General features: G+C 62.5%; 16 protein-coding genes and 2 tRNA genes. 9 read left to right on the forward strand and 9 right to left on the reverse strand.

Features of this window, described 5'->3' with window-relative positions; all coding sequences use genetic code 11:
• The first annotated feature begins 117 nt into the window (after positions 1-117).
• Genes E8M79_RS07105 through E8M79_RS07120 form a run of 4 tightly spaced genes read left to right on the forward strand, consistent with a single transcriptional unit; the run spans position 118 to position 6657 of the window.
• Positions 118-2877 (forward strand): DEAD/DEAH box helicase family protein, encoded by a 2760-nt coding sequence (locus E8M79_RS07105; RefSeq protein WP_137151241.1) that lies wholly within the window; start codon positions 118-120, stop codon positions 2875-2877.
• Complete coding sequence (locus tag E8M79_RS07110; protein WP_137151242.1) at positions 2874-4358, forward strand: restriction endonuclease subunit S; 1485 nt, start codon at positions 2874-2876, stop codon at positions 4356-4358. The genes E8M79_RS07105 and E8M79_RS07110 overlap by 4 nt, the downstream gene beginning before the upstream one ends.
• On the forward strand, positions 4355-5209 hold the full coding sequence (locus E8M79_RS07115) for a hypothetical protein (RefSeq protein WP_137151243.1): 855 nt from the start codon (positions 4355-4357) through the stop codon (positions 5207-5209). Before E8M79_RS07110 ends, E8M79_RS07115 begins: the two co-directional genes overlap by 4 nt.
• Positions 5209-6657, forward strand: coding sequence for a class I SAM-dependent DNA methyltransferase (locus E8M79_RS07120; protein ID WP_137151244.1), 1449 nt, complete (start codon positions 5209-5211; stop codon positions 6655-6657). The genes E8M79_RS07115 and E8M79_RS07120 overlap by 1 nt, the downstream gene beginning before the upstream one ends.
• A gap of 15 nt (positions 6658-6672) precedes the next feature.
• On the opposite strand, the gene E8M79_RS07125 is transcribed toward E8M79_RS07120, so the two are convergent.
• On the reverse strand, positions 6673-7023 hold the full coding sequence (locus E8M79_RS07125; RefSeq protein WP_205747888.1) for a hypothetical protein: 351 nt from the start codon (positions 7021-7023) through the stop codon (positions 6673-6675).
• A gap of 201 nt (positions 7024-7224) precedes the next feature.
• Between E8M79_RS07125 and E8M79_RS07130 the strand changes: the two genes are divergently transcribed.
• Positions 7225-8208, forward strand: a complete 984-nt coding sequence (locus E8M79_RS07130) for a restriction endonuclease (protein ID WP_137151246.1) — start codon at positions 7225-7227, stop codon at positions 8206-8208.
• A 383-nt stretch (positions 8209-8591) separates the two neighbouring features.
• A complete protein-coding gene (locus E8M79_RS07135) occupies positions 8592-9755 on the forward strand; it encodes a site-specific integrase (RefSeq protein ID WP_137151247.1) in 1164 nt (387 codons plus the stop codon).
• 72 nt (positions 9756-9827) lie between these two features.
• Here E8M79_RS07135 and E8M79_RS07140 read toward each other — a convergent pair.
• Positions 9828-9904: transfer RNA gene (locus E8M79_RS07140), tRNA-Pro, on the reverse strand.
• Positions 9905-10079: 175 nt separating this feature from the next.
• On the opposite strand from E8M79_RS07140, the gene E8M79_RS07145 reads away from it, so the two are divergent.
• A tRNA-Gln gene (locus E8M79_RS07145) sits at positions 10080-10154 on the forward strand.
• Between the two features lie 178 nt (positions 10155-10332).
• Here E8M79_RS07145 and E8M79_RS07150 read toward each other — a convergent pair.
• The 6 genes from E8M79_RS07150 to E8M79_RS07175 all read right to left on the reverse strand — a co-directional run bounded on the left by E8M79_RS07150 (position 10333) and on the right by E8M79_RS07175 (position 20374).
• Entirely contained in the window at positions 10333-12324 is a 1992-nt protein-coding gene (locus E8M79_RS07150; RefSeq protein WP_137151248.1) for a cellulose synthase, read from the reverse strand.
• Positions 12321-13367, reverse strand: a complete 1047-nt coding sequence (locus tag E8M79_RS07155; protein ID WP_248304931.1) for a glycosyl hydrolase family 8 — start codon at positions 13365-13367, stop codon at positions 12321-12323. Before E8M79_RS07155 ends, E8M79_RS07150 begins: the two co-directional genes overlap by 4 nt.
• Positions 13364-15637, reverse strand: coding sequence for a cellulose biosynthesis cyclic di-GMP-binding regulatory protein BcsB (locus E8M79_RS07160; RefSeq protein WP_137151249.1), 2274 nt, complete (start codon positions 15635-15637; stop codon positions 13364-13366). Before E8M79_RS07160 ends, E8M79_RS07155 begins: the two co-directional genes overlap by 4 nt.
• Positions 15634-17826, reverse strand: coding sequence for a UDP-forming cellulose synthase catalytic subunit (gene bcsA, locus E8M79_RS07165; protein ID WP_137151250.1), 2193 nt, complete (start codon positions 17824-17826; stop codon positions 15634-15636). Before bcsA ends, E8M79_RS07160 begins: the two co-directional genes overlap by 4 nt.
• Positions 17827-17882: 56 nt before the next feature.
• Positions 17883-18695, reverse strand: a complete 813-nt coding sequence (gene bcsN, locus E8M79_RS07170) for a cellulose biosynthesis protein BcsN (protein WP_137151251.1) — start codon at positions 18693-18695, stop codon at positions 17883-17885.
• A 356-nt stretch (positions 18696-19051) separates the two neighbouring features.
• A complete protein-coding gene (locus E8M79_RS07175) occupies positions 19052-20374 on the reverse strand; it encodes a GGDEF domain-containing protein (protein ID WP_248304932.1) in 1323 nt (440 codons plus the stop codon).
• Positions 20375-20860: 486 nt separating this feature from the next.
• Between E8M79_RS07175 and E8M79_RS07180 the strand changes: the two genes are divergently transcribed.
• Complete coding sequence (locus tag E8M79_RS07180) at positions 20861-22072, forward strand: serine hydrolase (protein ID WP_137151252.1); 1212 nt, start codon at positions 20861-20863, stop codon at positions 22070-22072.
• A gap of 85 nt (positions 22073-22157) precedes the next feature.
• On the opposite strand, the gene E8M79_RS07185 is transcribed toward E8M79_RS07180, so the two are convergent.
• A complete protein-coding gene (locus E8M79_RS07185; protein WP_137151253.1) occupies positions 22158-23609 on the reverse strand; it encodes an NAD-dependent succinate-semialdehyde dehydrogenase in 1452 nt (483 codons plus the stop codon).
• 54 nt (positions 23610-23663) lie between these two features.
• On the opposite strand from E8M79_RS07185, the gene E8M79_RS07190 reads away from it, so the two are divergent.
• Positions 23664-24470, forward strand: a complete 807-nt coding sequence (locus tag E8M79_RS07190; RefSeq protein ID WP_137151254.1) for an IclR family transcriptional regulator — start codon at positions 23664-23666, stop codon at positions 24468-24470.
• The last annotated feature ends 60 nt before the right edge of the window (positions 24471-24530 follow it).

Raw genomic sequence — 24530 nt, forward strand, 5'->3', positions numbered from 1 at the left:
GTGACGCCTCCCTAAATGTATATACCTCTTGAAATATAGAACTACATAGGGAAGCGTCACTCTTGGGACGTCTCCGGGACGACGAGACCAGAACTGCCTGGAGGTAAGGGGGAACTATTGGCCGCACCGGAGCAAACGGCTCGCGAGAGCATTGATCGACTTCTCCGCGATGCCGGGTGGGTTCTCCAGGATCGGGAGCACCTCGACCGCAATGCCTCATTGGGTGTCGCCGTCCGCGAGTTCCCACTGCCCGGCGGCCACGCCGACTATCTGCTCTTCGTTGCAGGTAAGGCGGCCGGCGTCGTTGAGGCCAAGAAGTCCGGTGTGACACTTAGCGGTGTGGCGGAGCAGTCGGAGAAATACATGGGCCAGCTCCCGTCCCATCTGGCGAGCTGGGACGAAAGCCTGGTCTTCGACTATGAGACCACTGGCGACGAGACCTACTTCCGCAACATGCGCGACCCTGTTCCCAGGTCGCGACGCGTCTTTGCCTTTCACCGGCCCGAAATCCTGCTGGAGTGGCTGCAGCAGCGTGAGACGCTTCGGGCGCGGCTACGACACATGCCGCCCATCGATGGGCGCGGGCTCAGAGATTGCCAGGACGAGGCCCTGCACGGCCTTGAAACCTCGTTGGCGGCAGATAGGCCCAGGGCACTCATTCAGCTCGCCACGGGCGCTGGGAAGACGTTTACGGCGTGCTCCTTCTCACATCGCCTAATCAAGGAGGCTAGGGCCAAGCGCATCCTTTTTCTGGTCGACCGAAACAATCTCGGAGATCAGACGCTCAAGGAGTTCCAGGCCTATCAGCCGCCCGGCACCGCGAACCGCTTCACCGACACTTACATCGTGCAGCACTTGAGCGGCGCGCGCATCGATCCGGACGCCAAGGTCGTCATCACGACGATTCAGAGACTCTATTCGGTTCTGCGCGGCAAGGAGCTTTCCGTCGAGGAAGAAGACCGCTCAGCTTTTGAGGGTTGGCAGGCTGACGGCGAAGATGTGCCTCTCGCCTATAACCCGGCCTTGCCGATCGAGACGTTCGACTTCATCGTCACCGACGAGTGCCACCGGTCCATCTATGGGCTCTGGCGTCAGGTGCTCGAATATTTCGACGCGTCGATCATTGGCCTTACCGCGACGCCGTCCAAGCACACTCTGGGCTTCTTCAACCAGAACCTTGTCGCAGAATACCCATATGAGCGTTCAGTCGTGGACGGCGTGAATGTCGGTTACGAGATCTACCGGATCAGGACGCACGTCACTGAAAACGGCGGCAGGGTTGAGACGGATGAGGCCGGCTTCCAGGTGCCCGTCCGCGACAAGCGCACGCGCAAGGTCCGATACGAGCAGCTCGATGCTGATCTGGAATATACCGCCAAGGAACTAGACCGGTCTGTCGTGAACCCGAACCAGATTCGCACGGTGCTGCAGACCTACAAAGATCGCGTGTTTACTGAACTCTTCCCCGATCGCACCGGGGACTGGCTGCCGAAGACGCTGATCTTTGCCAAGGACGACAATCACGCCGAAGAGATCGTCCACGCGGTTCGAGAGGTGTTCGGCGAGGGCAACAGCTTCGCCAAGAAGATCACCTACCGCAACACAGGCGAGGACCCCAAGTCCCTAGTCAAGGCCTTCCGCGTTGATCCGTTTCCGCGCGTGGCTGTCACCGTCGACATGATCGCGACCGGCACGGACATCAAGCCCGTCGAGGTGCTGATCTTCATGCGCGACGTAAAGTCCGAAGGCTACTATGAGCAGATGAAGGGACGCGGCGTTCGCACGATACCGGACGCCGATCTGCAGGCCGTTACGCCCGACGCCAAGACCAAGACGCGTTTCATCCTCATCGACGCCGTCGGTGTCTCCGAAAGCAAGAAGACGGCGAGTCAGCCGCTGGAGCGCAAGAAATCTGTCAGCTTTGATGCGCTGGTCGAACAGGTCGCCATGGGTCGGCGCGACGAGGACGCGCTTTCATCCCTGGCGGGCCGTCTGGCTATACTTGATCGCAAGCTCGATGACGAAGATCGCGCCCGCATCGCCGAGGTTACCTCAGGGAAAAGCCTTCGTGATCTCGCCAACGGTCTTCTGGACGCGATCGACGTGGACAAGCAGCAGGCCGAGATCGAGGCGCGCCATGGTCCGGCGCCGAGCCAGGAACAAGAGAGACTGGTTATCGAAGCCATGGTGGAGGCGGCATGCCGCCCGTTCGACAGCCCTGCAGCGCGGACCCTGTTGACGGACATCAAGCAGAAGACAGACATCGTCATCGACGAAGTGACGAGCGACTCTCTCGTGTCAGCGTCTTTCGATGTGAAGCGGGCCGAGGAGACCATCACCAGCTTCAAGAAGTTCATCGAAGAAAATCGCGACGAGCTCACCGCCCTGCAGATTCTCTACAATCAGCCGCAAGGCCGCCAGCGGCTGACCTACGCTTCGATCAAGGAGCTGGTGCAGCACCTGACGGATCCGCCGCTCTATCTGACCACAGCAAACGTCTGGCAGGCCTACAAGCGGCTTGATGCCGCCAAGGTTCGTGGCGCTCCTGTCGATGAACAACTGACGGAGGTGGTGAGCCTCGTGCGCTTTGCCCTGGGCCAGACGGATACGCTTGAGCCCTTCGCATCCGCAGTCGAGCAGCGCTTCAATCTGTGGATGGGTCGCGAAAAAAGAGCCGGTCGGGACTATACGTCCGAGCAGGAAGACTGGCTGCGGACCATCGCCTCGTTTATAGCCGCCAATGCCGAAATCGCGCCGCGCGATTTCCAGGACGTGCCGAGCCTTGCTGACAAGGGTGGGATTCTGCAGGCGCGCAAAGTATTGGGGCCGAGATTGAACGACATGCTGGATGATCTGCTTGGAGCGCTGGTCGCGTGAGCGAGCAGCACGATGAGCTACCCACCAACTGGGCGTGGACAACCCTGGGCGGACTGGGCACCTGGTCGGGCGGAGGGACACCGTCAAAAGCCAATAAGGCGTTTTGGACAAATGGCACTATTCCTTGGGTGTCACCCAAGGACATGAAGTCCGGACGCATTCGAACTAGCGAGGACTTTATCACCCGCGCGGCCGTTGAGCAGTCGTCAGCGAAATACATCCCTGCCGATTCAGTCCTGATGGTAACCCGTTCTGGAATTCTGTCGCACACTTTCCCTGTTGCCGTAAATGATCGCGAAATCACCGTGAACCAAGACTTGAAGGTCTTGTCGCCATTCTGTGGCGTGCAGGCCGACTACATCGCATGGTATCTTCGGGCGCAGAATAGCCGCATCTTGGCTGGATGCTCTAAGCAGGGCACGACGGTTGCAAGCATTGACACCGATAGGCTCAAAAAATTTCTGGTGCCGATCGCGCCGGTGAATGAGCAACGCCGGATCGTCGACCGGATCGAAATGTTGTTTGCCCAATTGGACAAGGGTGAAGAGGCTCTACGCGCGGTTCAGAGGCAGCTCGCTCGCTATCGTCAGTCCGTCCTGAAGGCTGCCGTCACCGGTCAGCTCACAGCTGACTGGCGTGCCAAAAATGCACAGCGATTGGAGCATGGCCGCGACCTACTCGCCCGCATCCTGCAAACCCGCCGCGAGGCCTGGGATGGTCGTGGCAAATACAAGGAAGCCATGGAGCCTGACACCACTGAACTACCGAAGCTGCCGACGAGCTGGGTCTGGGCATCTATAGACCAGATCTCAGTCCACTTGACCAGCGGTTCGCGTGATTGGAAGCGCTACTATGGGAGAGGTCATGGGGTATTCATTATGGCCCAGAATGTGCGCCCAATGCACTTTGACCTTACCAAAAAATTCCCGGTCGATCCGCCCTTGGATAGCCCTGACGCTAAACGCAGTGAGGCACGGCTCGACGACATCCTCATTACCATTGTGGGTGCAAATACAGGGGATACTTGTCGCTTCGATCGTGGAGACCAGCGGCATTTTGTCTGCCAAAGTGTCGCGCTTTTGAGATTGGCAGAGCCTGAGTGGGCCCGTTTTGTGGAACTGCACCTAAATGGCAAAGGAGCAGGGCGGGATCAGATTGAACGTCACATTTATGGGGCGGGGAGGCCTCACCTAAGCTTTGAGCAGTTGCGGACTTTGGCGGTGCCCGTTCTTAGTAGTGAGGAACGTGACGAGATAGTCGACAGGGTCTCGGCAATCATGGCGCGCATCGAGCTTTTGGAGAGGCTATGTCGAGAGCAACTTGCCCGCTCCAGCGCACTGCGCCAATCCGTTCTGAAAGACGCTTTTGCCGGCCGCCTGGTCCCCCAGGACCCCGCCGATGAACCGGCGGCGGAATTGCTTGCTCGCATGCAGGATGTTGCCCGCTCGGCATCCACTCGACGCGGTAGGAGCAGAGCGTGAGCGGCAAATTGAAAATTGGTCGCGGGGCGGTGGTAACGGCGTGTGACCTGCTGGGATTTCTCAAGACAAATGCTGAGCTTGAGAGCATCCTGCTTGAGTATGGCCTCGACGAACACATTCGGCCCAGCGGGTCCCGAGAGAAGACTGCGCTTGCAGTCAAGCAGTTCGCTGTGAAAAACCCGGACCTAGAGGTGCACAGCGACTATGGTTGGAAAGAGTTGCGGCAACTGCTCGTTGACGAGGCCATTAGACGCGTGCAGTGGGACTCGCAGACCGCATCCCTCTGGGAAAAGCTTGAGCGGTATCTAAACCTGGACGGCTACTCGTTACTGACACAGGCGCCCGAGGGTTGGAGCGACTATCCAAAGCCTACCGGCGTGACGGCGAGTATGCCGCAGTATGCGGAGCTGCAGGAGAGCGCCAGCGAACTCGAACAGCTACTCGATCGCTACCAAATGAGCACAGCCGCTCGCCATCTCAAAAGCGCTCGAGAGAACCTCGCACAGGGAGACCTCGAGGCCGCTAACGGGCAGTGCCGGACCTTTCTTGAGGCCCTCACGGACAGCATCGCCGATGGCCTTTTTGCAGCCGAGTCGGCAGGGAGGTCGAGCGGACTGCAAAAACGACAACTGCTTGCCGAACGTGGGTTTCTTCTCAAGGAGAAACATGAATTTGGCGATGGCCCAAGTCAGACTTACCTTCCCGGCCTGGCCAAACTACTCCACACGGATGGATCACATCCTGGCATCACAACGCCGCACGACGCTCTGTTCCGCTTGCAGATAGTTGTCGTGACAGCTCGATGGCTGCTGAAGCGCCTCGAACAACAATACCCGGGAAGGGCACCATAGTGACTAACGAACAGCTCGTCTCCAAGGTCTGGAACTACGCGCACGTCTTGCGCGACCAGGGCGTCTCCTATGGGGACTATATCGAGCAGATCACCTATTTGCTCTTCCTCAAGATGGACCAGGAGCGCGAGGAGCTACTGGGCGAGACTTCTGCCATTCCACCGCAGTGGAGTTGGCCGCACCTGTCGGGCAAGGATGGTGATGCTCTCGAGCTGCATTACCGCCATACTCTGGAGGCTCTCGGCAAAGAAGAAGGCCTGATCGGGACGATCTTCCGCAAGGCGCAGAACAAGCTCTCAGATCCAGCTAAACTCAAGCGCATCGTGAGCCTGATCGACAAGGAAGGCCCGTGGGTGGGCATGAAAGTCGATGTGAAGGGCGAGATCTACGAGGGCCTGCTTGAACGCAATGCCTCCGAGGTCCGCTCGGGTGCCGGCCAATATTTCACGCCGCGCCCCGTGATCGATGCGATCGTCAAATGCGTTGATCCGAAGATCGGCGAGACGGTATGCGACCCGGCCTGCGGCACTGGTGGTTTCCTGCTTTCGGCCTTCGATCACATGAAGACGCAATCGCAGGATCGGGAAAAGCTTCGCTCCCTGCGTCACACAGCCTTCACCGGTGGCGACATCGTCGACGAGGTGGTCAGACTCTGTGCGATGAACCTCTACCTGCACGGTATCGGCAACGGTGGAAGTCCGGTATCGCAGGGTGACGCCCTGGCGGGTGATCGCGGCGATCGCTTCAAGGTGGTTCTGACCAATCCGCCCTTCGGCAAGAAGTCGAGCTACAAGGTCGTCGGAGAGGATGGCTCCGTCACAACGGAGCGCGAGAATTATGAGCGCGAGGATTTCAAGTTCACGACCTCGAACAAACAGCTCAATTTCCTGCAGCACATCATGACCATTCTGGAGGCCAATGGTCGGGCGGGTGTCGTGCTGCCGGACAACGTTCTCTTCGAAGCGGGAAGGGCCGGGGAGGGGATCCGTAAGCGCCTGCTCGAGGGATTCAACTTCCACACACTGCTGCGCCTGCCAACGGGCATTTGGTATAGCCCAGGCGTCAAGGCGAACGTGCTCTTTTTCGACAAGCGCCCGGCGTCCAAGGAGATCCAGACAAAGGAACTCTGGGTCTACGACTATCGCACCAATGTCCACAAAACGCTCAAGACCAAGCGCCTGACCTCGTCAGACCTGGATGACTTCGTCGCCTGCTATCGCGATCGCAAAGAGAGCGAGCGTTTCCGTAGATTTAGCTACGACGAACTCTCGCAGCGGGATAAGCTCAACCTGGACATAACCTGGCTCAAGGACGATAGCCTCGAAGATATAGACAGCCTGCCAGAGCCTGACGTCCTGGCTGCCGAGATCGTCGAAAACCTTGAGGCCGCACTTGAGCAGTTCCGGGGTGTGGCGGCCGAGCTGGATCCAGATGGTGTGGTAGATTGATCTACGTCGCCGGAGTCATAGGGCTTCAAGTTCGGGGAACTTGTGCCACTTCACGTCCGGCCTGGCGCACAGCGGATGGTTGGTCTGCTGGCTGAGGAGGAGGCTGCCGCTCATGGTGATGGCATGGGATTGGCGACCGGTATAGCCGCCGAACTGGTTTTTAGCGTTTGCGAGGACGCAGACGCCCTGCGTGCCATTGCCAAAGTCCGCGACATTGGAGATCTGCGCGTCCCGCACACTGTAGGGGTCAAAGAGGATGTTTCTGGCAGCCTCGACAATGGCGGCCCGAACAGCGCGGCTCGGCGGGACCGAGTTGGCGATGGCTGCCGCATACGGATCATAAGTCTGGCCCGCGCTCGTGCCCATTAGGGCCAGTGAAAGGGCCAGTGTCGCTGCCCCAGTCCGCAACATATTCCTACGCAATAGTCGAATTCCTCTGCCTAAACTGCGCGGCAGAATGGCTGCAAAGACTCCCATGCTGTCAAGAACTTAAGTGGACGCACCGCGCGCAAACCTTGTCTTGCACTGCGCCCGCGTTGCCCCCAGAGTGAACATGAGGGGGAGCCGATGACAAAGACCTGGATGGTGCGCGCCGGCGAAGGCGCGGCGTTTATCGATGATTTTCGTGATGAAGGGGTGGTGTCGATTGGCTGGGCACCGCTGGGGTCGCTTGAGAACTATGGCACGCGTGCCGACCTTGCGCGCGCTGTCGCTGCGATCTGGCCCGATTGGGGTAAGCAGTCCCAGTCCATGGCGGTCGGCCAAGTCTGGCGGTTCAAGGACGAGATTGGCAAGGACGACACCGTGGTCAGCTATGACCCGGGTCGTCGCATCTATCTAGTCGGCACTGTCACCAACCCCTATCGCTTCGATCCCACAAGGTCGGAGCACCCCCACATCAAGCAGGTCCGCTGGGCAGGCGAAGTCAGCCGCGACCTGCTCAGCGCTGGCACCAAGAACAGCCTGGGTGCGATATCCACCATCTTCCTGGTGCCCAAGGAGGCCGCCGCAGACTTGCATCGCGCCATGACGTCAAAGGCGCCGGCAGAGGCTCCCGAGACAGCTGAGGCCGAAGAGGCCGTGCTGGCAGAGGACATGCAGGCCAAGGCGCTGGAGTTCATCAAGGACCGCGCCGCCAAGCTCGACTGGGAGCAGATGCAGCGGCTGGTTGCCGGGCTGCTGCGCGCCATGGGCTACAAGACCCGGATCTCGCCGGCCGGACCGGACCGCGGCAAGGATATCGTCGCCTCACCCGATGGCTTCGGCTTCGAGAGCCCGCGCATTGTTGTGGAGGTGAAGCACCGCAAGGGCGCCATGGGCAGCCAGGAGATTCGCAGCTTTCTGGGCGGCCGACACAAAGACGACAAGGGCCTCTATGTCAGCACCGGCGGGTTCTCCAAGGACGCGCGCTATGAGGCTGAGCGGGCCAGCATTCCCCTCTCGCTCATGGACATAGACGAGCTCGTCGCCGCGCTGATTGAGAACTACGACGCACTGGATAACGAGACCAAACAGCTCCTGCCGCTGCGGCGGCTGTATTGGCCGATCTAGCTAGATGCGGCAATTCGGATCGAGCATGACCCATATTGGTCTGGTGCCATTTCAAGTTTTCACCCGCGATCTAGGCTGTCGCCCGATGTGGGCGCAACTTTCTGCAGTCACCTGCGACACTCCGTCGAGCGTTTCGCTATAAAATGAAACATGAAGGCCAGACCTGTGTCTGGTCCCGCGTGTGACATGACTATGCTCGATATTCCCCGCCATCTCGAAGACGATTTTCCCATGACGCTCGAAGTGGCGTGCGAGGTGGAATTCGGTGGTGCGATCAAGCCCGCTAGTCTCCGGGCCGAGCATAGGCGCGGAAATCTGGTCCTCGAAAAAGTAGGACGCACTCACCTCGTCACACGCAATGCAATCAGGGATATGCGTCGCAAGTGTCAGTTGGACCCACAGGTAAGGGACCCAGGCTTTGGCTCCAGCCGGAGCGCAAGAACAGCAACGGAAGCGTCGAGGCCGCCCGGTGGGTCATCCGTGACGGCAACATCAAACGCAGCACGGGATGCCCTCCAGGCGACCTTGCAGGGGCTGAGGCAGCACTAGCGGAATACATCGCCCAGAAGCACGATCCTCGCCGCAACGTCGGCCAGCCGTCGCACGTGCTGATCGTCGACGTGCTCAACGTATACGCCCGCGACGTTGCTCACTTGCACGCGCGTCCGAGGGAATCGGCCGCAATGATAGCCAGGTTGGCGTCGTGGTGGGGGAACCCGCTTGAAGCATCCCGGAAAGCCATCGGGCCCAAACCGGTGCTGACCGGCTTCGTCAGCGACATCAATGCCGCCAACTGCCATGCCTATGTTACCTTCGTGGGCGCTACCAGATCAGCAAGCCGGGATCTGGAGATGCTCCGGGCGGCTCTTCGGCATGCCCAGGAACAGCGGGTGTTGGAAGGGACAGTGAACGTGACGCTGCCGCCTAAGTCCAAGCCGCGTGAACGCTGGCTGACGCGGTCCGAGGTCGCCAAGCTCGTTTGGACAGCCTGGCGGGGAGGAAGGGCAGCAAACGGTCGGTCAGGGGAGGGCGACAATTGGCACATGCGGCGGCACCTGGCACGGTTCATTCTGCTAGCCGTCTACACCGGGTCCCGACGTGGCGACGTCCTGAATGCCTCGTTCGTGCACAGCGTCGACCATGGCTACATCGATCTGGAGCGCGGCGTCTGGACGCGAAAGGCCTCTTCGAAACTTGCAACGAAGAAAAAGCAGACGACTATACCGCTACCGCTTGGCCTGCTCTCCCATCTCAGGCGTTGGCGCCGCGCTGGTCAGACCTTCGCGGTCGAGTTCAACGGCAGGAAAGTCGACAACATCAGCAAGGCCTTTCGCGCCCTGGTTGCTGAGTGCGGTCTAGATAAGGGAGTCATCCCCCATGCTCTCCGACATACCGCGGTGACGTGGGCAATGCAGAACGGTATCGAGCTTTGGGAGGCCGCAGGTTATTTTGGCATGACGGTGCAGACCTTGATGGAGGTTTACGGGCACCATCATCCCGATCACCTCAAGGGTGCTGCTGCAGCGATGGGCAAGCGCAAGAGGTAACGATCCGGGCAAACCCTGTCGGTAACCCTGTCGGTGTAAAAAACCCCGACGTCCTGAGACGCCGGGGTTGATTGGTCGGAGTAGAGTGATTCGAACACTCGACCCCCTGCTCCCGAAGCAGGTGCGCTACCAGGCTGCGCTATACTCCGTCAAAATCGCGACACGGGATTGGCGGGCGGACGGCCCAGATGGGCGTGTCGGCCATCGCGATGAGCCGGGTTATAGCTGCGCTTGCCCCGCCATTCAAGCGCTTCGCACAGGCTTTTTATGCAGCCGGTGACCGAGTTGCGAAGCAAAGTTAAACCGTGTAGGAACCGCGCCAGTTGGGGCGTCGCCAAGTGGTAAGGCAGCGGTTTTTGGTACCGCCATTCCCAGGTTCGAATCCTGGCGCCCCAGCCAGCCCCCAAATCGCCGATCCGCCGCCAGAAACCGCCTGAGTCCCACAGGGCCATGTCGCGGGGCGAGGCCATCGACGACCGGCGCCAATAGCTATGCCCGCAAACCAAGCCAGCGCTTTGCGTTGCATGGCGCCGTCACCATGCAGCGCATCTTCGCTCTATCTGGCGGACACCCCTGATCATTGGAAAGAATGGGCCTCAACGGCTTCGAGGCCGCGCTGGGCATCTGCATAGCCTGTGGCGGCGACGGCGGCGAAGATATGGCGGGCGTCGCGGAGACGGCCGAGGTGGTAATAGCTCCAGGCGCGGATCGTCAGCAGGTCATTCTGTTCGGGCGCCATGTGCGCGCGGTGGTCGAGCAGCTGCAGCACCTCGTCATAGCGGCCGATGTTGAAATAGGCGACCGCCGTGCTGGACAAGATCGCCAGCTGCATTTCCCGGACGCGTTCGGCGCTCTGCGGCATGGCTGCCGCGGCAATCGCCGCCTCCTCGACCAGGCCAACCCGCAACAGCGCCAGTGTCAGGCCATAATAGCCATCGGTCCGCGCCGTGACCGAGGTCGTCAGAATCGCGCGACGGAAGGCTGCTTCGGCTTCCGAGGAGCGCTCCAGATCCATCAGGCACCAGGCCCGTGGAAGGGCTTGCGCGGGCGACAGCGTTGCGGGGTCCCTATAGGTCCCGCATTGGGCATAGGCCCGCTTCTGGGCGGCGGTCTGCTGCGCGACCAGCAGAAATGCTGGCGCGCTGCCGAGCCGGTAAACGGCAGGGGCGTACAGGCTCGGTTCGGGAATGCTGCTGATCACCGGCGCCTCGGTTGGCGCCCCAGGCGTGCCGAACAGGGCGATGCGGGGCGACAATGCGCCCCATTTGCGCATGATCTCCTTGACCGTCTCCCGGTCCTTGAGCTTGTCGCTGGCCACCAGCAGGCCATAGGCCGCCGGCTCGTAGCCGGGGTTGTATTCCAGCGCCTTCTGGAACCAGCGGGCAGCCGTCTGGCTCTGCTGATAGTTAAGGGCATACCAGCCCACAGCCTGGGCGCCGGCATAGTCCTTTGCCTCGTTGATGGAATCGGTGATGCGCACCAGCGTATCGGGCTCCAGCTCGATGGGCGGCATCGCCAGCAAGACGGCGTTGGCAACAGTCAGGTACAGCCCATCCAGTTCATCCGAACCATAGCGATGGTCTGCCAGCAGGCTCTCGGCATCGACCAGGTCCCGGGTTTGCATCATCGACAGGGCGAGGCCCGTGATCGATTCCGGCGCGCTGTCGATGTCAAAGGCCTTCTGGAACAGCATCCGCGCCTGTCGGCCGCGGTTGTTCTTGAGCTCGTAATAGCCGAGCAGGCGGAGATCGCCCGCGCTGGGCTCGGCTGCAACCGTCTGCTGCATCAAGCTGACTGCGGCAGGGTCGGCCTGTCGGAGGGCGCCGCCAACGACGTCTGCCAGCATCTGGCGCGCCTGGTCGACCCTAACCGAGGCGAACTCACCGTCGCGCTCGAGCAGGTAGAGCACTTCCAGGTCATCGGCACTGAGCACCAGGCGGGCCTTCTGCATGGTGGCCAGGCGCTCGGGGCTGGGATCGCAGTGATTGAGCACAAACTGATAGGCCTCAACCGCCCGGTTGTCGCTGCCGGCAGCGGCAAACGCCTCGGCCAGCGACCAGAGCAAATCCACGTTTGTGCAGACCAGTATGTCTGGATGATTGGCGGCCAGCGCGATGACCCTGGCATGCTCCCTGGCGATGGCGGCCGCCCGGATGTCAGCCGCAGCAGTGCTGGCGGCCAAGGCGTCGACCAGGTCCTTTGGCGCGTGCCAGTTCGGATCGCTTGCCTGGCGCGCGGCAATCGCCGCGTCGACACCGGCAAGGTCCCCCGCGCCGAACAGGTCCCACATGGCCTGCAGACTCTCATCAACCGTACTCACCTCGGCCAGGGGATCGGCGGGCGGAACCCAGCCGGGATAGATTGCCGCCAGCCTGGCGGTTTCAGCGCGCAGGCGGCGTTCGTCGCCCTGTCTGGCAAAATAACGCAAGGCGCTCTCGTCAACGGCCGGCCCCGACTGGGGCGCAGGGCGCGGCATTGACGTCACCGGGCTTTGCTGGGCGGCTGCGCCCGTGGTCAGAACCAGACCGGCCAACAGCCCGAGCATCAGGCGATGGGAACCATGGGTCATTTTGAACCTCCCAGACAATGTGGTGCGCTCTGGCGCAGATAGGACAGGGTCAGCAGCTGCAGGGTCGAGCCGTAATAGCTCTGCGGCGAGAACGTCAGCAGCGCAGGATCAATCGGCGCGCCATCGAGCACACAACTGATGGCGGCCCCGATGATGCGGTAGCCGGGCTCCTGCAGAGGGTCGATGGCCTGTCCCGTCTCGACCCGCGTGGTGGCGGCAGTCTCCCCGCTCAGCGGAGCAACGAACTGCCGCAGCAGCACGGGCTCCCGATCGCCGCCGCGCAGCAGATAGAGCGGGATGCGCACACTGTTGTAGCCGAACTCGGGCGCAAAGCCTGCCGCCGGCGCCGGCTGCTCGCCGCCCAGCGCAATCCAGTCGGTGGGCAATTGCAGCGGGCCGAAGCGCGATTCATGCACCAGCAGGCGACCGCTCTGGGCGATGGCGGACCAATCGGTGTTCGGAGCGACAGTGGCCAGAACCGGAAACGCCTCAAAGACCCAGTAGGAGAGGTTGATGATCGGGCCATCGGCCTGATCCTCTGGCCGAAAACCGAAGGCACCTGGCAGCAGGATGTCGCGCCCACCCCAGCGCAGTGTCGCGGCACTGCCCACGGCATTGGCGAGCTTGCGGGCGGCGTCCACATAGTCGGGGCGGTCCCAGTCCCGACCAGCCAGAGCGAGCGCATAGGCTACGAGCAGGTCGCCGTCAGCGGCATTGTTGCTGTCGGTGACATGCGGCTTGGCGTCGGGCTCCCATTTCCAGGCTAAAAGGCCATCCTCGCGCACCATCAGCTCAGCTGTGGTGAAGCCCCAGATGGCGGCAAAGCCGTCCGTGTCCCCGGCCAGATAGGCGAGCAGCAGCCCATAGCCCTGGCCCTCGCTGTGCGAAATCTCGCCATTGGCGATGTCGATGACACGCCCCTGTTGCACGAAGGCCTGCTGATAGGCGGCCCATTCATCGGCATGAACGCTGCCCGGCTCGGCGGCCGCAGCGCCCGTCGTCATGGCAATTGTCATGCACAGTGCCCGATACAACTTCTTCATTTCACCGACCTTCTGGTGATGCCCAGTACGCCGGCGGTTGCCAGTGTCAGGCCCACCAGCACCAGGCAAAGCCCCAGGGCATAGGCGAGCGTGTGGCTCGACACCCAATTGGTCACCACATTGCGCAGGTTGAAGAAATTCCATCCGTCGCTGGTCGAGAACGCCACGTGGTTGGGTTCGACAACCTGAATGGTGCTTTGATCGCTGGGCACGACCGAGACCCGCCCGGCCATATTGGGCCAGATCGCCGTCGAGGTGATCAGATCGACGCCTGACTTCAGCGCCGTGGCGTTGGGAATGGTCAGCATGGTCCAGAGTCCGCCCTCATCCTGCAGGGTCTGCAGCAGCACGGCCCTGTCGGACAGGCGCGGGGCATAGGGCTCATCCGGCGGCGGCAGGATACCCAGGCTATTGGGCCCGAGATCGAGCACCCCGGCGATCCAGGTTTGCAGGCGGCCAACGAGCGACTGGTCGCCCGAGCCGCCATTGGAGCGCCAACGCTGCAGGATCTCGTCCAGATCGCCACCGCCGGCCTCCAGCGCATTGTCGTCGCTGGCATAGGGCTGCAGCACGCCGATGCGCTGAATGGAATCGGGCGGGAGCTGTCCATAGGCCCCGACAAAGATCGCATCCTGGGCCGGCGACGGGCTGGCAAGGCTGACCGCGCCGATGGGGATCACCCGGTTGGTCTGCCCGGCCATGCGGGAGAGGAATGTCAGTGCCGCCGGCAGCGAGTCCTCGCCCGATCCGATCACCAGATTGGGCTGCGCATCGTCCACATAGGGAAAGCCTGTGTTGGCGAAGGCCGACAGATTGGGGACCTGCGACGCCCGGCCGAAGTCGGGCACGGTAAACGTGCTGTTGCTGGAAATGAGCAGGCGCTGGTCGGCACCCACGGTCACCGTGCCCGGCGCGCAGACATCGTCGGCCTGTGTGCGCAGCGCGGCGACGATTTCAAGCGTGTTGATGCCGGGGTGGAAGTCAGTCATGGGCACTTTGAGCGGCAAGTCGCGCAGCGCATCGTCTGTCCGCAGGATGGGGGTTACGGAAGCGATGTGCCCGTTGACGAATACGTCGAAGCGACTGCCCGGCAGCACGTCACTTGAATAGGCGGCATTGAGGGTAATCTGGGCCTGGCCATAGTGTGTGGCGTAGAAATCCTGCGGCAGCGCGAATGAAAAACTGGTCCGATAGCGCCGCCCGTTAAAGCTCAGGCCTTCAAAGCCCATTTCGGCAAACGACAGCGTACCGGCGCCATCAAGTTCACGCACGGGCAGGGCCGCATCAGCGCGCGGTGGCAGGCTGTTGTCGGGCTGCGGATAGTGCTCGGCGACCAGACGCACCTCGTCGAGGGCACGCGCCACGCCGTCCCAGTCCGGGCCGGACAGCACCAGCGTATTGGTGCCCGAGGGCGCAAACTCGGCAACGGGCCCTGTGCGGGCATCAACGGCAAGCGGCGCGATCGACCCCGGCAAGTCGCCGGCCGGCGCCACCAGCACATTGAGCACGCCGGGTTCCAAGGCGCTTGGGAGCGCGGTGGCATATTGCACATCGCTATTGGCGACACGCATGGACAGCGCCAGGCTCTGCACCATGTCGGCCAGCAGCGCGCCATGCTGCATGGCCGAGCCCGCGGGCAGAATGACCCGGATGACGCTATTGCCAGCTGCGGTCCAGCCGACCGCCGCGATATCGTCAAGGCGGGTCACCTCGCCAAGGCGCGGTCCGGAAAAGCGCAGGAAGGTGTCTGCTGAGGAAATGTCGCTCCACAATTCATAAGTGGACTCGATGGTGCAATCGGTGCGGTGGCGCTGGTCGGCCGAGATGGTGACGGTGTTAAAGCCCGGCACCAGAACCCCGGCCGGAACATCCACCTCCAGCTTGGCGATACTGGCGGCCGATGCGATGGGATTAAGCAAAACTGTCGTGCCATTGATCTGCACCCGCAGGCGCGAGGATTCCGGCGCCACGACCAGCGCGTTGATATAGCCCAGGCTCAGGCTGGCTTGCGCCTGCACCTGCGCTGCGGTGAGATAGATCTGGTAGTTCCGGCGATCCACTTCGCCTGCCAGGCGGGCATCGCCGCTTGGAAGCAGATAGCGGACAAACGCCGGGCTCTCCGCGACCACCACCGGGGTGGCGCTCTCGGGCGCCGCTTCGCCTGGAGTCACCAGGCCAGCTTCGGGCGTCATGTCGAAATGCGGCGCCGTCTGCGCGATGGCGGGCCCGGCCAGCACGACAAAGGCGATGGATGATAGCGTGCGGATCATCGCGACGCCCTCGGCGCGCGGGTGGCTTTGACCGCCGGCGTCTTGCCGAACCGCACGTAATAAGAGAGCCCCCGGCTGGTCTGGTACAAGGCAATCCACAGGAACCGCAGGACACCTTCAATGATGCCGACATTGATGCGCTTGGAATTGAGCCGCTCGCTCCACTGCTCGGAATTGGCATAGAGCAGATCGGCCATCAGGCGGAAGTCATTGGGAGTGTTGAGCACGAACTGGCAGCTCAGCAGCGTGCCGTTCTCGCTGGTCACCACATTGCGCACGTCCAGCGCCATCTCCGGATTTTCGATGGCCGAGTAGGGCTCGAAGCGCAGATGGCTCAGCGAATCCTTGGTCACGCCGCTGCGGCTGGACCGCAGGCGGACGCCCAGACCGGCCGAAGATACGTCCACAATGGCGCCTTCCAGCCAGCTGCCGTCGGGCGTCCTGATCTGGCAAGTACGATCGACGCGGACGCGCTGGTTCTGTCGCGCTTCCTTGCGTTCGGACACAACACCCAGCGCGCAGCCGGCAATGATCAGGTTGAACAGGTTCCAGCCGCCCACCACCAGGGTGATCTCGGCCTTATAGGGCTCGGCATAGAGCCGGTAGATGGTAAAGCCGAGGCCGACCAAAAGGATCAGGAAGATGATGAAGAACGGCGTGCCGATTTCCGAGACGCGGCTGCGAACCGTCGTCTCGTCCTTGGCGGTGACGTTGAATGTGGGCTTGTTCGGGTTCAGCACGACCGAGAACAGTGCCGGAAACAGATGCACTGACTGGATATACTCGTAGAGCTCGGAGATCAGCGGCCAGCGCCATTTGCCGAAGAGATAGTTCTGCATGATCATATTGGCGAGCATATAGGTCATGGTATAGGCGAAGAATTCGCCGCCAGATGCCGTAAAGATCTGCAGATCAAAGAAAATATAGAAGAACGGCGCAAACAGGAACGTCATGCGCGTGATCGGAAACAGCCAGAACATGGTGCTCGACATGTAGCAGAGCCGCTGGCTCATGCTCAGCCCGCGCTTGAACAGCGGGAACTTCATCATCATGATCTGCAGCATGCCCTGCGCCCAGCGCGTGCGCTGGCCAATGAAGCTGGCAAAGGTGGCGGGCTGCAGGCCGGCGATCAACGGGCGATCGACATAGAGGCTGTTCCAGCCCTTGGCATGCAGGTCAATGGCGGTTTCGGCGTCCTCGGTGATGGATTTGCCAACAAAGCCATTGGTGGTTTCGAGCGCCGTGCGGCGCAGCACGGCCGCCGAACCGCAGAAGAAGGACGCATTCCACCGGTCGAGCCCGCGCTGGATGACGCCGTAGAACATTTCGTTCTCCGACGGCATGGTGTCATAGGTCTGCAGATTGCGTTCCAGCGGGTCTGGATTGAGGAAGAAATGCGGCGTCTGCACCAGGAACAGCCGATGATCCCGCGCGAAATAGGGCACGGTCTGCTGCAGGAAATCCTGTGACGGCGCGTGGTCAGCATCAAACACAGCCACCAGATCGCCCTTGGAATGGGCCAGGCCATTGTTGAGATTGCCCGCCTTGGCGTGCTCATTGCGATCGCGGGTCAGGTAGTTGCACTGCAGCGCTGCCGCCAGCGCCATCAGGCGCACATGACGATCCTGCGCCGCTTCGGCCTGATCGGCATTGGCGGACTGCCGTTTCGCCAGGGTGCCGCCATCGTCGAGCAGCCAGACCGTCAGCTTGTCAGCCGGATAGTCCATGGCCTTGGCGGCCGCCAGCGTCCCAGCCAGCAGCTCCTCGGATTCATTATAGCTCGGCACAAACACGTCGACTTGGGGCACCTCGTCGTCCGGCTCCAGCTTGGTGGCCGGCCGCGACGGCAAGGGCTCTGACACCACGAACAGGCTCAGGCCCAGCATCAGCACGCTGTACATTTCGGCCAGATAGAGCAGAAAGCCTGGGATGAAGTCGGCGATCTGGCTGATCGGCGGCAGGGTGCTCGTGGTGCGCCAGAAGGCGTAGCGCAGCACAAGGGCCGTGCCGAAGGCGAGCAGCAGCAGGCGCCAGATTCCCTCCAGCCGGAACAGCTTGACCAGCAGCATCAAGGCCAGCATCAGCACGGCCGTGACCAGATGGGTCTGAATGCTGATCGGCAAGGTAATCGCTATGGCCGCGATGCCGGCGAACAAGAGCCAGAAAGCAATCAAGGCGATCTTGCGCATGGAAATTACTCGGTTGGACGGATGCCACGACATTGGGACGCAAGCGGGGAAGGGACCTATGGTTGCGGCACGATGGGCATGGATTGCTGCGCCGATGGCTGCGGCACGATGGGCATGGACTGCTGTGCCGAAGGTTCCGGGATGAACAGGCGCGGCGTCACCGAGCCGGTGATCTCTTCGGAGACCTTGGCTGGCTGCGGCGTGGCCTTGTGGTTTTGCGCCACCGGGAGCGGGGAGAGCACATTGGCCGCGCCATCCTTGGCAAAGGGCGAGATCACCGTGCCAGAGGCGCCAAGCGTCCGCGGCGCCGGCGCCACCACGCCTGTCACGCCCTTGAGGCGCAGGTCGAACATGATCTGGAGCAGCTCGTTCTCGGTCTTCTTGCTGTCGCAGATCAGGGCCCGCAGATTGACCGCCCCGCGCGCGCCGGCACCGGTCCGCTTCAGGCTGGGGCCGATGCGCTGCCAGGCATACATGCAAATGTCCGAGGTCTCGGTCCGCCCCATGGAATAACCAAACGGCCCATATTGGTTCTGCACGAAATAGGGCGCCAGCTTCATGTCGGCAAAGCTGACGGTGCCCCGCGCTTCACCCGCCATATCCAGGTCCGCCAGCGCGACATCCCGCAAGGCGCCGGGCGCGCTGGAGCTGCCCGCCGCATCAAAGATCTGGACCTTGAAGTAGTTCTGACCCGGCGCACGGGCATTGGTCGCCAGCGAAATGGTTTGCTCGGTGGCGTTGGCATAGCCGGTCTGGACAACTCCCAGAATGGCCCCGGCGCCGGGCGACAGCACCAGCATGGCGTCGCGTGCCTCAACGGGCTTGGCAGGATAGCCCTCCAGGGGCGATAGCGTCGCGCAGGCCGACAAGCTCAGGGCGGCGACGACTAATAGAATTTTGGGAAGGTCAAGTCGTGAGCGGGTATTCAGAGCAATGGCCCTTCGGATTCTGGCACGAAGTCCACTTAGAACAAAAATAACCTTACTGGAGTGTTTACCGGGGCAGTGATTGATTGCGATATAGTTAAGATTTGGTTTAGTTTTTAAGGACTTGCGGCGGTGGTCGCCCTCGCCGGTTTGCGCATGGCCAACCTCAGAGGGGAGGGGGCTGATCGTTGGACTTGCCCCCGTCGTCCGCTGCCCGCCTTCACGACGCCAAACGGCCAAGCCCACTGCTCGGGCGGCTCAAGCCAAGGACCCAGGTCCAGTGCGGCCCGTGGCGCCGGCTAGGCCGCGCCAGCGGCGCTCGCCGGTTTGGACGATTCCGCAGCACCGAACAGCACGGTTCGGTTGCGGCCCTCCTTCTTGGCCCGATAGAGCGCGAGGTCCGCCTCAACCTGCAACTCGTCCGCCGACCAAGCTTGATCGCCCGTGCGCGCAGCAACGCCAATACTGATGGTGACCACCGTTGCGACATGGGAACCGGGGTTGGGCAGGGCCGCGCGCGCGACGTTCTTTCGGATCTGCTCAGCGACGACAAGCGCCTCCTCGGCAGTGGTGTCCGGAAGGATGACCAGGAATTCCTCGCCGCCATATCGGGCGACGTGGTCCGATCCGCTCCGGACGCTTTGATCGATGATCGCGGCCACTTCGACCAGGCAGCGATCCCCGTGCGCGTGCCCGAGGCGATCATTGAGCGGCTTGAAATAATCAATATCGCACATCAGCAGTGATGTGCTCCCGCGCAGGTGGTCCGGGCGCCCGGCGAGCGCAGTGAGAAGTTCTGTCATCCATCGCCGGTTGGCCACGCCAGTCAGCGGATCGACCTTGGCCAGGTGATCAAGCCGCTCGTTCGCCTCGGTCAGGGCGGCCAGCCGGGCGCCATCCCGCAGTTCGAGCAGGAACGCCTTGTTGGCCAGTACCGACATGGTGCGGCGGGCAAAGACCACGGCGACCACCCCCGATGCGAAAAAGAAGAAGGCAGCAAGGGCCTCCGGCAGGCCGATGCGGGGATTGTGCAGCTGGAAGGTCAGGTAAAGGACGAGGCTGCTTGTCGCGATACCCCAGATGGTGGGCATGGCGACGCTGAAGGTGGTTATTCCGGCAATGCCGACGAAGACCATCACATACAGGTAGCGCTCCTGCCACAAGCCGCCAGCCGCCGCGCCCATCCAGCAAACGGCCAGCAGGATCAGGAACATGCCGACATTCAGGACGCCGTCGAGCAGCCAGGCCGGGCGCCGCTCTTGCCAGACCCACCATATGGTCACGGCGGCGATGGGAATGATCAGGCCCGGGCTCAGCATGGCAATCGCTTGTGCCCGGGGCAGCAGGAGCACGTTCATCGATAGGGTGAGTCCATCGAGCACGATCACCCAGACCATCCACGATCGGATGATCTTGGCGGTCTGTCGCCAGGTCCGGTCGCGAAAGGCGCGTTCCAGCGCTGCTGAGAACTTGATGTCGCGGGTTCGGCCGCCCAGCAGGCGCTCTGCCTCGCGCATGATGTCCGGGTCGCTCACGGCATTGGTCAGCGACGACGTCCCGGTAGCGCTGCCCTTCTGAACCTGTATCGATTTGCCGTTTGGCCTGTGCATGGCAGCTACCATGCGCCCAAAGTCCTTCGCGTTCCTGAATGCGGGACATGCAATGCATTGCGATACAGTCGACGGGTTCGCGCAAATCCAGATGAGGGCAGAGGACTGGGCCAAGGTAGTCAAGACTGAATTGGTCCCGACCAATTAAGGCGACATCTTCCCGGCGTATATCTGAATGTTGCGACGTCAGCTTTGGCAACATGCCAACGTCGGCCGATCGTCGGGACGAGGCTTCCAGGACATTGCCGACCAGGACCGTGCGCCTGCGCCGTGCCGCCGATGTGTCGCCGCGGCGGTGTTTCTCTGGCAGCCGCATCGGCCCGGACCCAACTCCAGTCGGCGCAAATTATGTTATGCAACATAACAATTATATGCCACTCTTCAGCTGTCTCTGACGGCAGACAATGTCCGCGGAGGCCCGTCATGGACGCTGTGGCCATCGACGGTACGCCTGGATCCGGGGGAGCGGATCTCGGGCACATCCTGGAGGAGAAATCGATGAAAAAGGCACTATCGGCAGCCATTGCACTGGCCGCCCTGGCATCCGCCGCGCCGGTCCTTGCGGACGATGCACGCTGGCTGACCGACACCATGATCAATGCCCGCGCCCAGTTCATGGCGCCGGGCCTGAATTATCTGACGTTCCAGCATATCGACACCATGTTCGCCAGCCGCACGGTCAAGGCCGGCGACAGCGTCTGGACGCTGCCGGTCGAGCCGCGCGACATCGGCGACAGCTTCAGCTTTGGCGACAAGACGGTGACGCTCGACCAGTTCCTCGAAGCCACCTCGACCAATGCGCTGCTGGTCATCCAGCACGGCGCCATTGTCCATGAGACCTATCGCAACGGCATGTCAGAAGCGGGCAAGCACATCTCGTTCTCGATGGCCAAATCGCTGCTGGCCACCATGGTCGGCATCGCCCTTGATGAGGGCAAGATCGCCAGCCTTGACGACAAGGTCATCGCCTATTTGCCGGACTGGACCGCATCGGCCTATGCCAACATCACCATCCGCGAACTGCTGCAGATGCGCTCGGGCGTGAACTGGCTGGAGGTCTATGAATTTGGCAGCGACACCCAGCTCACCGAAGTGCATGACAATTCGCTCGTCGGCTACGCCTACCGCTGGTGCGACTATGCCCGCGACCGCTCCGAGACAGCCCAGAAGGCCGGCAGTGCCTTCAACTATTCCACCCTCGACACCTCGGTGCTGGGCTGCGTGCTGGAAGCCGCCGTCGGCATGAAGGGCGCCGACTATATGAGCGAAAAGATCTGGCAGCCCGCCGGCATGCAGGCCGATGCCTATTACATGCTCGATGGTCCCGACAGCGTCGGCCGCGAATTCTACGGCGCCGGCTACAATGCCACCCTGCGCGACTTCGGGCGCTTCGGCCTGATGATGCTCAATGGCGGCAAGGCCAATGGCAACCAGGTCGTGCCGGAAAGCTGGGTCGCCGAATCCACCGCTGCCACCGCTGGCTCCGAAGTGGTCGATCCCGCTGACAACCTCGGCTACGGCTACCAGTGGTGGACGATTCCGGGCTCCAAGGCCTACACCGCCCAGGGCCTGTTCAACCAATATATCTATGTCGATCCCGCATCCGACACGGTGATCGTCAAGCTGTCCTCACCGGCCAGCCCGCTGGGCTGGGGCGTGGACAATCTCGCCTTCTTCAAGACCGTGACCGAGACCCTCGGCCAGAAGTAAACACAGCGGAGCCCCCGTGCGCGGGGGCTCCGGCACTGTCGTCCCGCCCGGGTCGCAGCATCCGCCCAAAGGCGGCGCCGCGTGCCTAGGCTGTGACGCGGCTCGCCACATATTTGAGCTCGAGATATTCCTCGATGCCATGGCGCGAACCCTCGCGGCCCAGGCCCGATTGCTTGACGCCGCCAAAGGGCGCCACCTCAGTGGAGATCAGCCCGGTATTGTGCCCGATCATGCCATATTCCAGCGCTTCGGCGACCCGGATGGAGCGGCTGAAACCTTCCGAATAGAAATAGGCGGCCAGCCCATAGATCGTGTCATTGGCCATGGCGATGGCCTGGGCCTCCGTCTCGAAGGGGAAGATGGCGGCCAGGGGACCAAAGGTCTCCTCATGCGCCACGGCCATATCCTGGGTGACACCAGTCACCACGGCGGGCTCGACAAACAGGCCGCCCAGCCGCTTGCCGCCCTGCACCAGCTGCGCGCCTTTTGCGACAGCGTCGGCGATATGCGCCTCGAATTTGTCGATGGCCTTGGCCTCGATCATCGGACCGATCTCGGTGCCCGCCTGGGTGCCGTCGCCGACCTTGAGCGCGGCGACCCGGGCCGTCAGCCGTTCGGTAAAGGCCTCCAGCACGCCAGTCTGCACCAGAATGCGGTTGGCGCAGACGCAGGTCTGCCCGCCATTGCGGAATTTTGACAGCATGGCCCCGTCGACGGCAGCGTCGATATCGGCATCGTCAAACACGATGAAGGGGGCATTGCCGCCCAGTTCCAGGCTCAGCCGCTTGATGGTCGGCGCGCATTGCGCCATCAGCGTACGCCCCACCTCGGTGGAGCCGGTGAACGAAAGCTTGCGCACCACCGGGCTGGCCGTCAGCACGCCGCCGATCTCGCGCGAACGCCCGGTGACCACCTGCAGCACGCCCGCCGGCACGCCGGCGCGCTGGGCCAGCTCGCCCAGGGCCAGCGCCGACAGCGGCGTCAGATCGGCCGGGCGCACGATCATGCTGCAGCCGGCCGCCAGGGCTGGCGCCGCCTTGCGGGTGATCATGGCGGCCGGAAAATTCCACGGCGTGATCGCCGCCGTGACGCCCACCGGCTGGCGGATAACGGTGAGGCGATTGCCGGCCAGCGGGCTGGGAATGGTCTCGCCATAGACGCGCTTGCCCTCTTCGGCGAACCATTCGATGAAGCTGGCGGCATAAAGGATTTCGCCCCGCGCCTCGGCCAGCGGCTTGCCCTGTTCGGCGGTCATGATCTGCGCCAGGTCGTCGGCGTTGTCCACCATCAGCTCGAACCAGCGCCGCAGGATCTTGCCCCGCTCCTTGGCCGACATCGCCGCCCAGGCCGGCTGCGCCACGCGCGCATGCTCGATCACCGTCTCGATCTCCTCGGCGCCCAGCATGGGCAGCGTGGCAAGGCACGCGCCCGTTGCCGGATTGTGCACATCGAACGTGCCGCTCGCGCCTTGCGTCTGCCAGTGTCCATTGACCAGCGCGCCATCGCGCAGCAGGCTTTTGTCGATCAGGGCAATCATCTTGCAGGGCTCCGGAAGTTCATTATACTGAACCATAGTCAGCAGGATGAACATATGGCCGCCGCCGAGCCCCTGTCAACCGAACGCCCCGCAGGGGGCCGCGCCGAACCCGCCCAGATCGTGCCGGCCGTCATGCGCGCCGCCGCCATTCTCGATCTGCTGGCTGCCCGCGACCGACCGGCGCGGCTGATCGACATCGCCCGGGCGCTCAGCCTGCCCAAGAGCAGCGCCCATGCCCTGTGCCAGACCCTGGTGCATCTGCGCCTGCTGCAGGAGGGGGGCGACGGCTTTGCCATTGGCCCTGGCATGCTGCATTGGGCCAGTGCCTTCAACCTGCAGTCCGAACTGGTGCGCGCCTTCGATGCCTGTGTCGCCAGTGATCCCGACCTGGCCCAGCACACGCTGACGCTCTCGGTGCTGGAGGGGACCGAGGTGGTCTATATTGCTGTCAGCAATGCCAATGCGCCGCTCGGCATCACCTTTCGCATCGGCATGCGCATGCCGGCCGTCTATGCCGCCACCGGCAAGGCGCAACTGGCCACGCTCAGCCAGCCGCATCTGGCGGCGCTTCTGGCCGCGCCCTGGCCAAAGCCTTTCACCGCCGCCAGCATTGCCGGGCCCGACGCGTTGCGTCAGCAATTGCAGGGCGTGCGGGCGCAGGGCTATTCGCTCGACGATGGCGAGATCCGCCAGGGCATGCTCTGTCTGGGCGCGGCCATTGTCGATGGCGCCGGCACGGCCCGGGCGGCCCTGGCCATGTCCATGACATCGGCCGAAGCACCACCCGCCCGCCGGGCCGAACTGGGCGCCCGCGTGGCGGCCGTGGCCGCGCAATTGTCCGCCCGTATCGGCCGCAGCTGAGCAGTTATTTCAGGCGTCTTGTCGAAATTGCCCGCCCTCGTTCGTCGCTGGATCAGGGCA

Origin of the sequence: Devosia sp. FKR38 (assembly GCF_005222805.1) — a bacterium.
Lineage (GTDB): Bacteria > Pseudomonadota > Alphaproteobacteria > Rhizobiales > Devosiaceae > Devosia.

What these genes read in the sequence shown, in the direction of transcription:
- E8M79_RS07155 (WP_248304931.1), bottom strand. Translation starts at nt 13,367, where the DNA reads ATGAAGAAGTTGTATCGGGCACTGTGCATGACAATTGCCATGACGACG.
- E8M79_RS07190 (WP_137151254.1), top strand. Translation starts at nt 23,664, where the DNA reads ATGGCCGCCGCCGAGCCCCTGTCAACCGAACGCCCCGCAGGGGGCCGC.
- E8M79_RS07185 (WP_137151253.1), bottom strand. Translation starts at nt 23,609, where the DNA reads ATGATTGCCCTGATCGACAAAAGCCTGCTGCGCGATGGCGCGCTGGTC.
- E8M79_RS07180 (WP_137151252.1), top strand. Translation starts at nt 20,861, where the DNA reads ATGAAAAAGGCACTATCGGCAGCCATTGCACTGGCCGCCCTGGCATCC.
- E8M79_RS07130 (WP_137151246.1), top strand. Translation starts at nt 7,225, where the DNA reads ATGACAAAGACCTGGATGGTGCGCGCCGGCGAAGGCGCGGCGTTTATC.
- E8M79_RS07175 (WP_248304932.1), bottom strand. Translation starts at nt 20,374, where the DNA reads ATGGTAGCTGCCATGCACAGGCCAAACGGCAAATCGATACAGGTTCAG.
- E8M79_RS07160 (WP_137151249.1), bottom strand. Translation starts at nt 15,637, where the DNA reads ATGATCCGCACGCTATCATCCATCGCCTTTGTCGTGCTGGCCGGGCCC.
- bcsA (WP_137151250.1), bottom strand. Translation starts at nt 17,826, where the DNA reads ATGCGCAAGATCGCCTTGATTGCTTTCTGGCTCTTGTTCGCCGGCATC.
- E8M79_RS07150 (WP_137151248.1), bottom strand. Translation starts at nt 12,324, where the DNA reads ATGACCCATGGTTCCCATCGCCTGATGCTCGGGCTGTTGGCCGGTCTG.
- E8M79_RS07125 (WP_205747888.1), bottom strand. Translation starts at nt 7,023, where the DNA reads ATGGGCACGAGCGCGGGCCAGACTTATGATCCGTATGCGGCAGCCATC.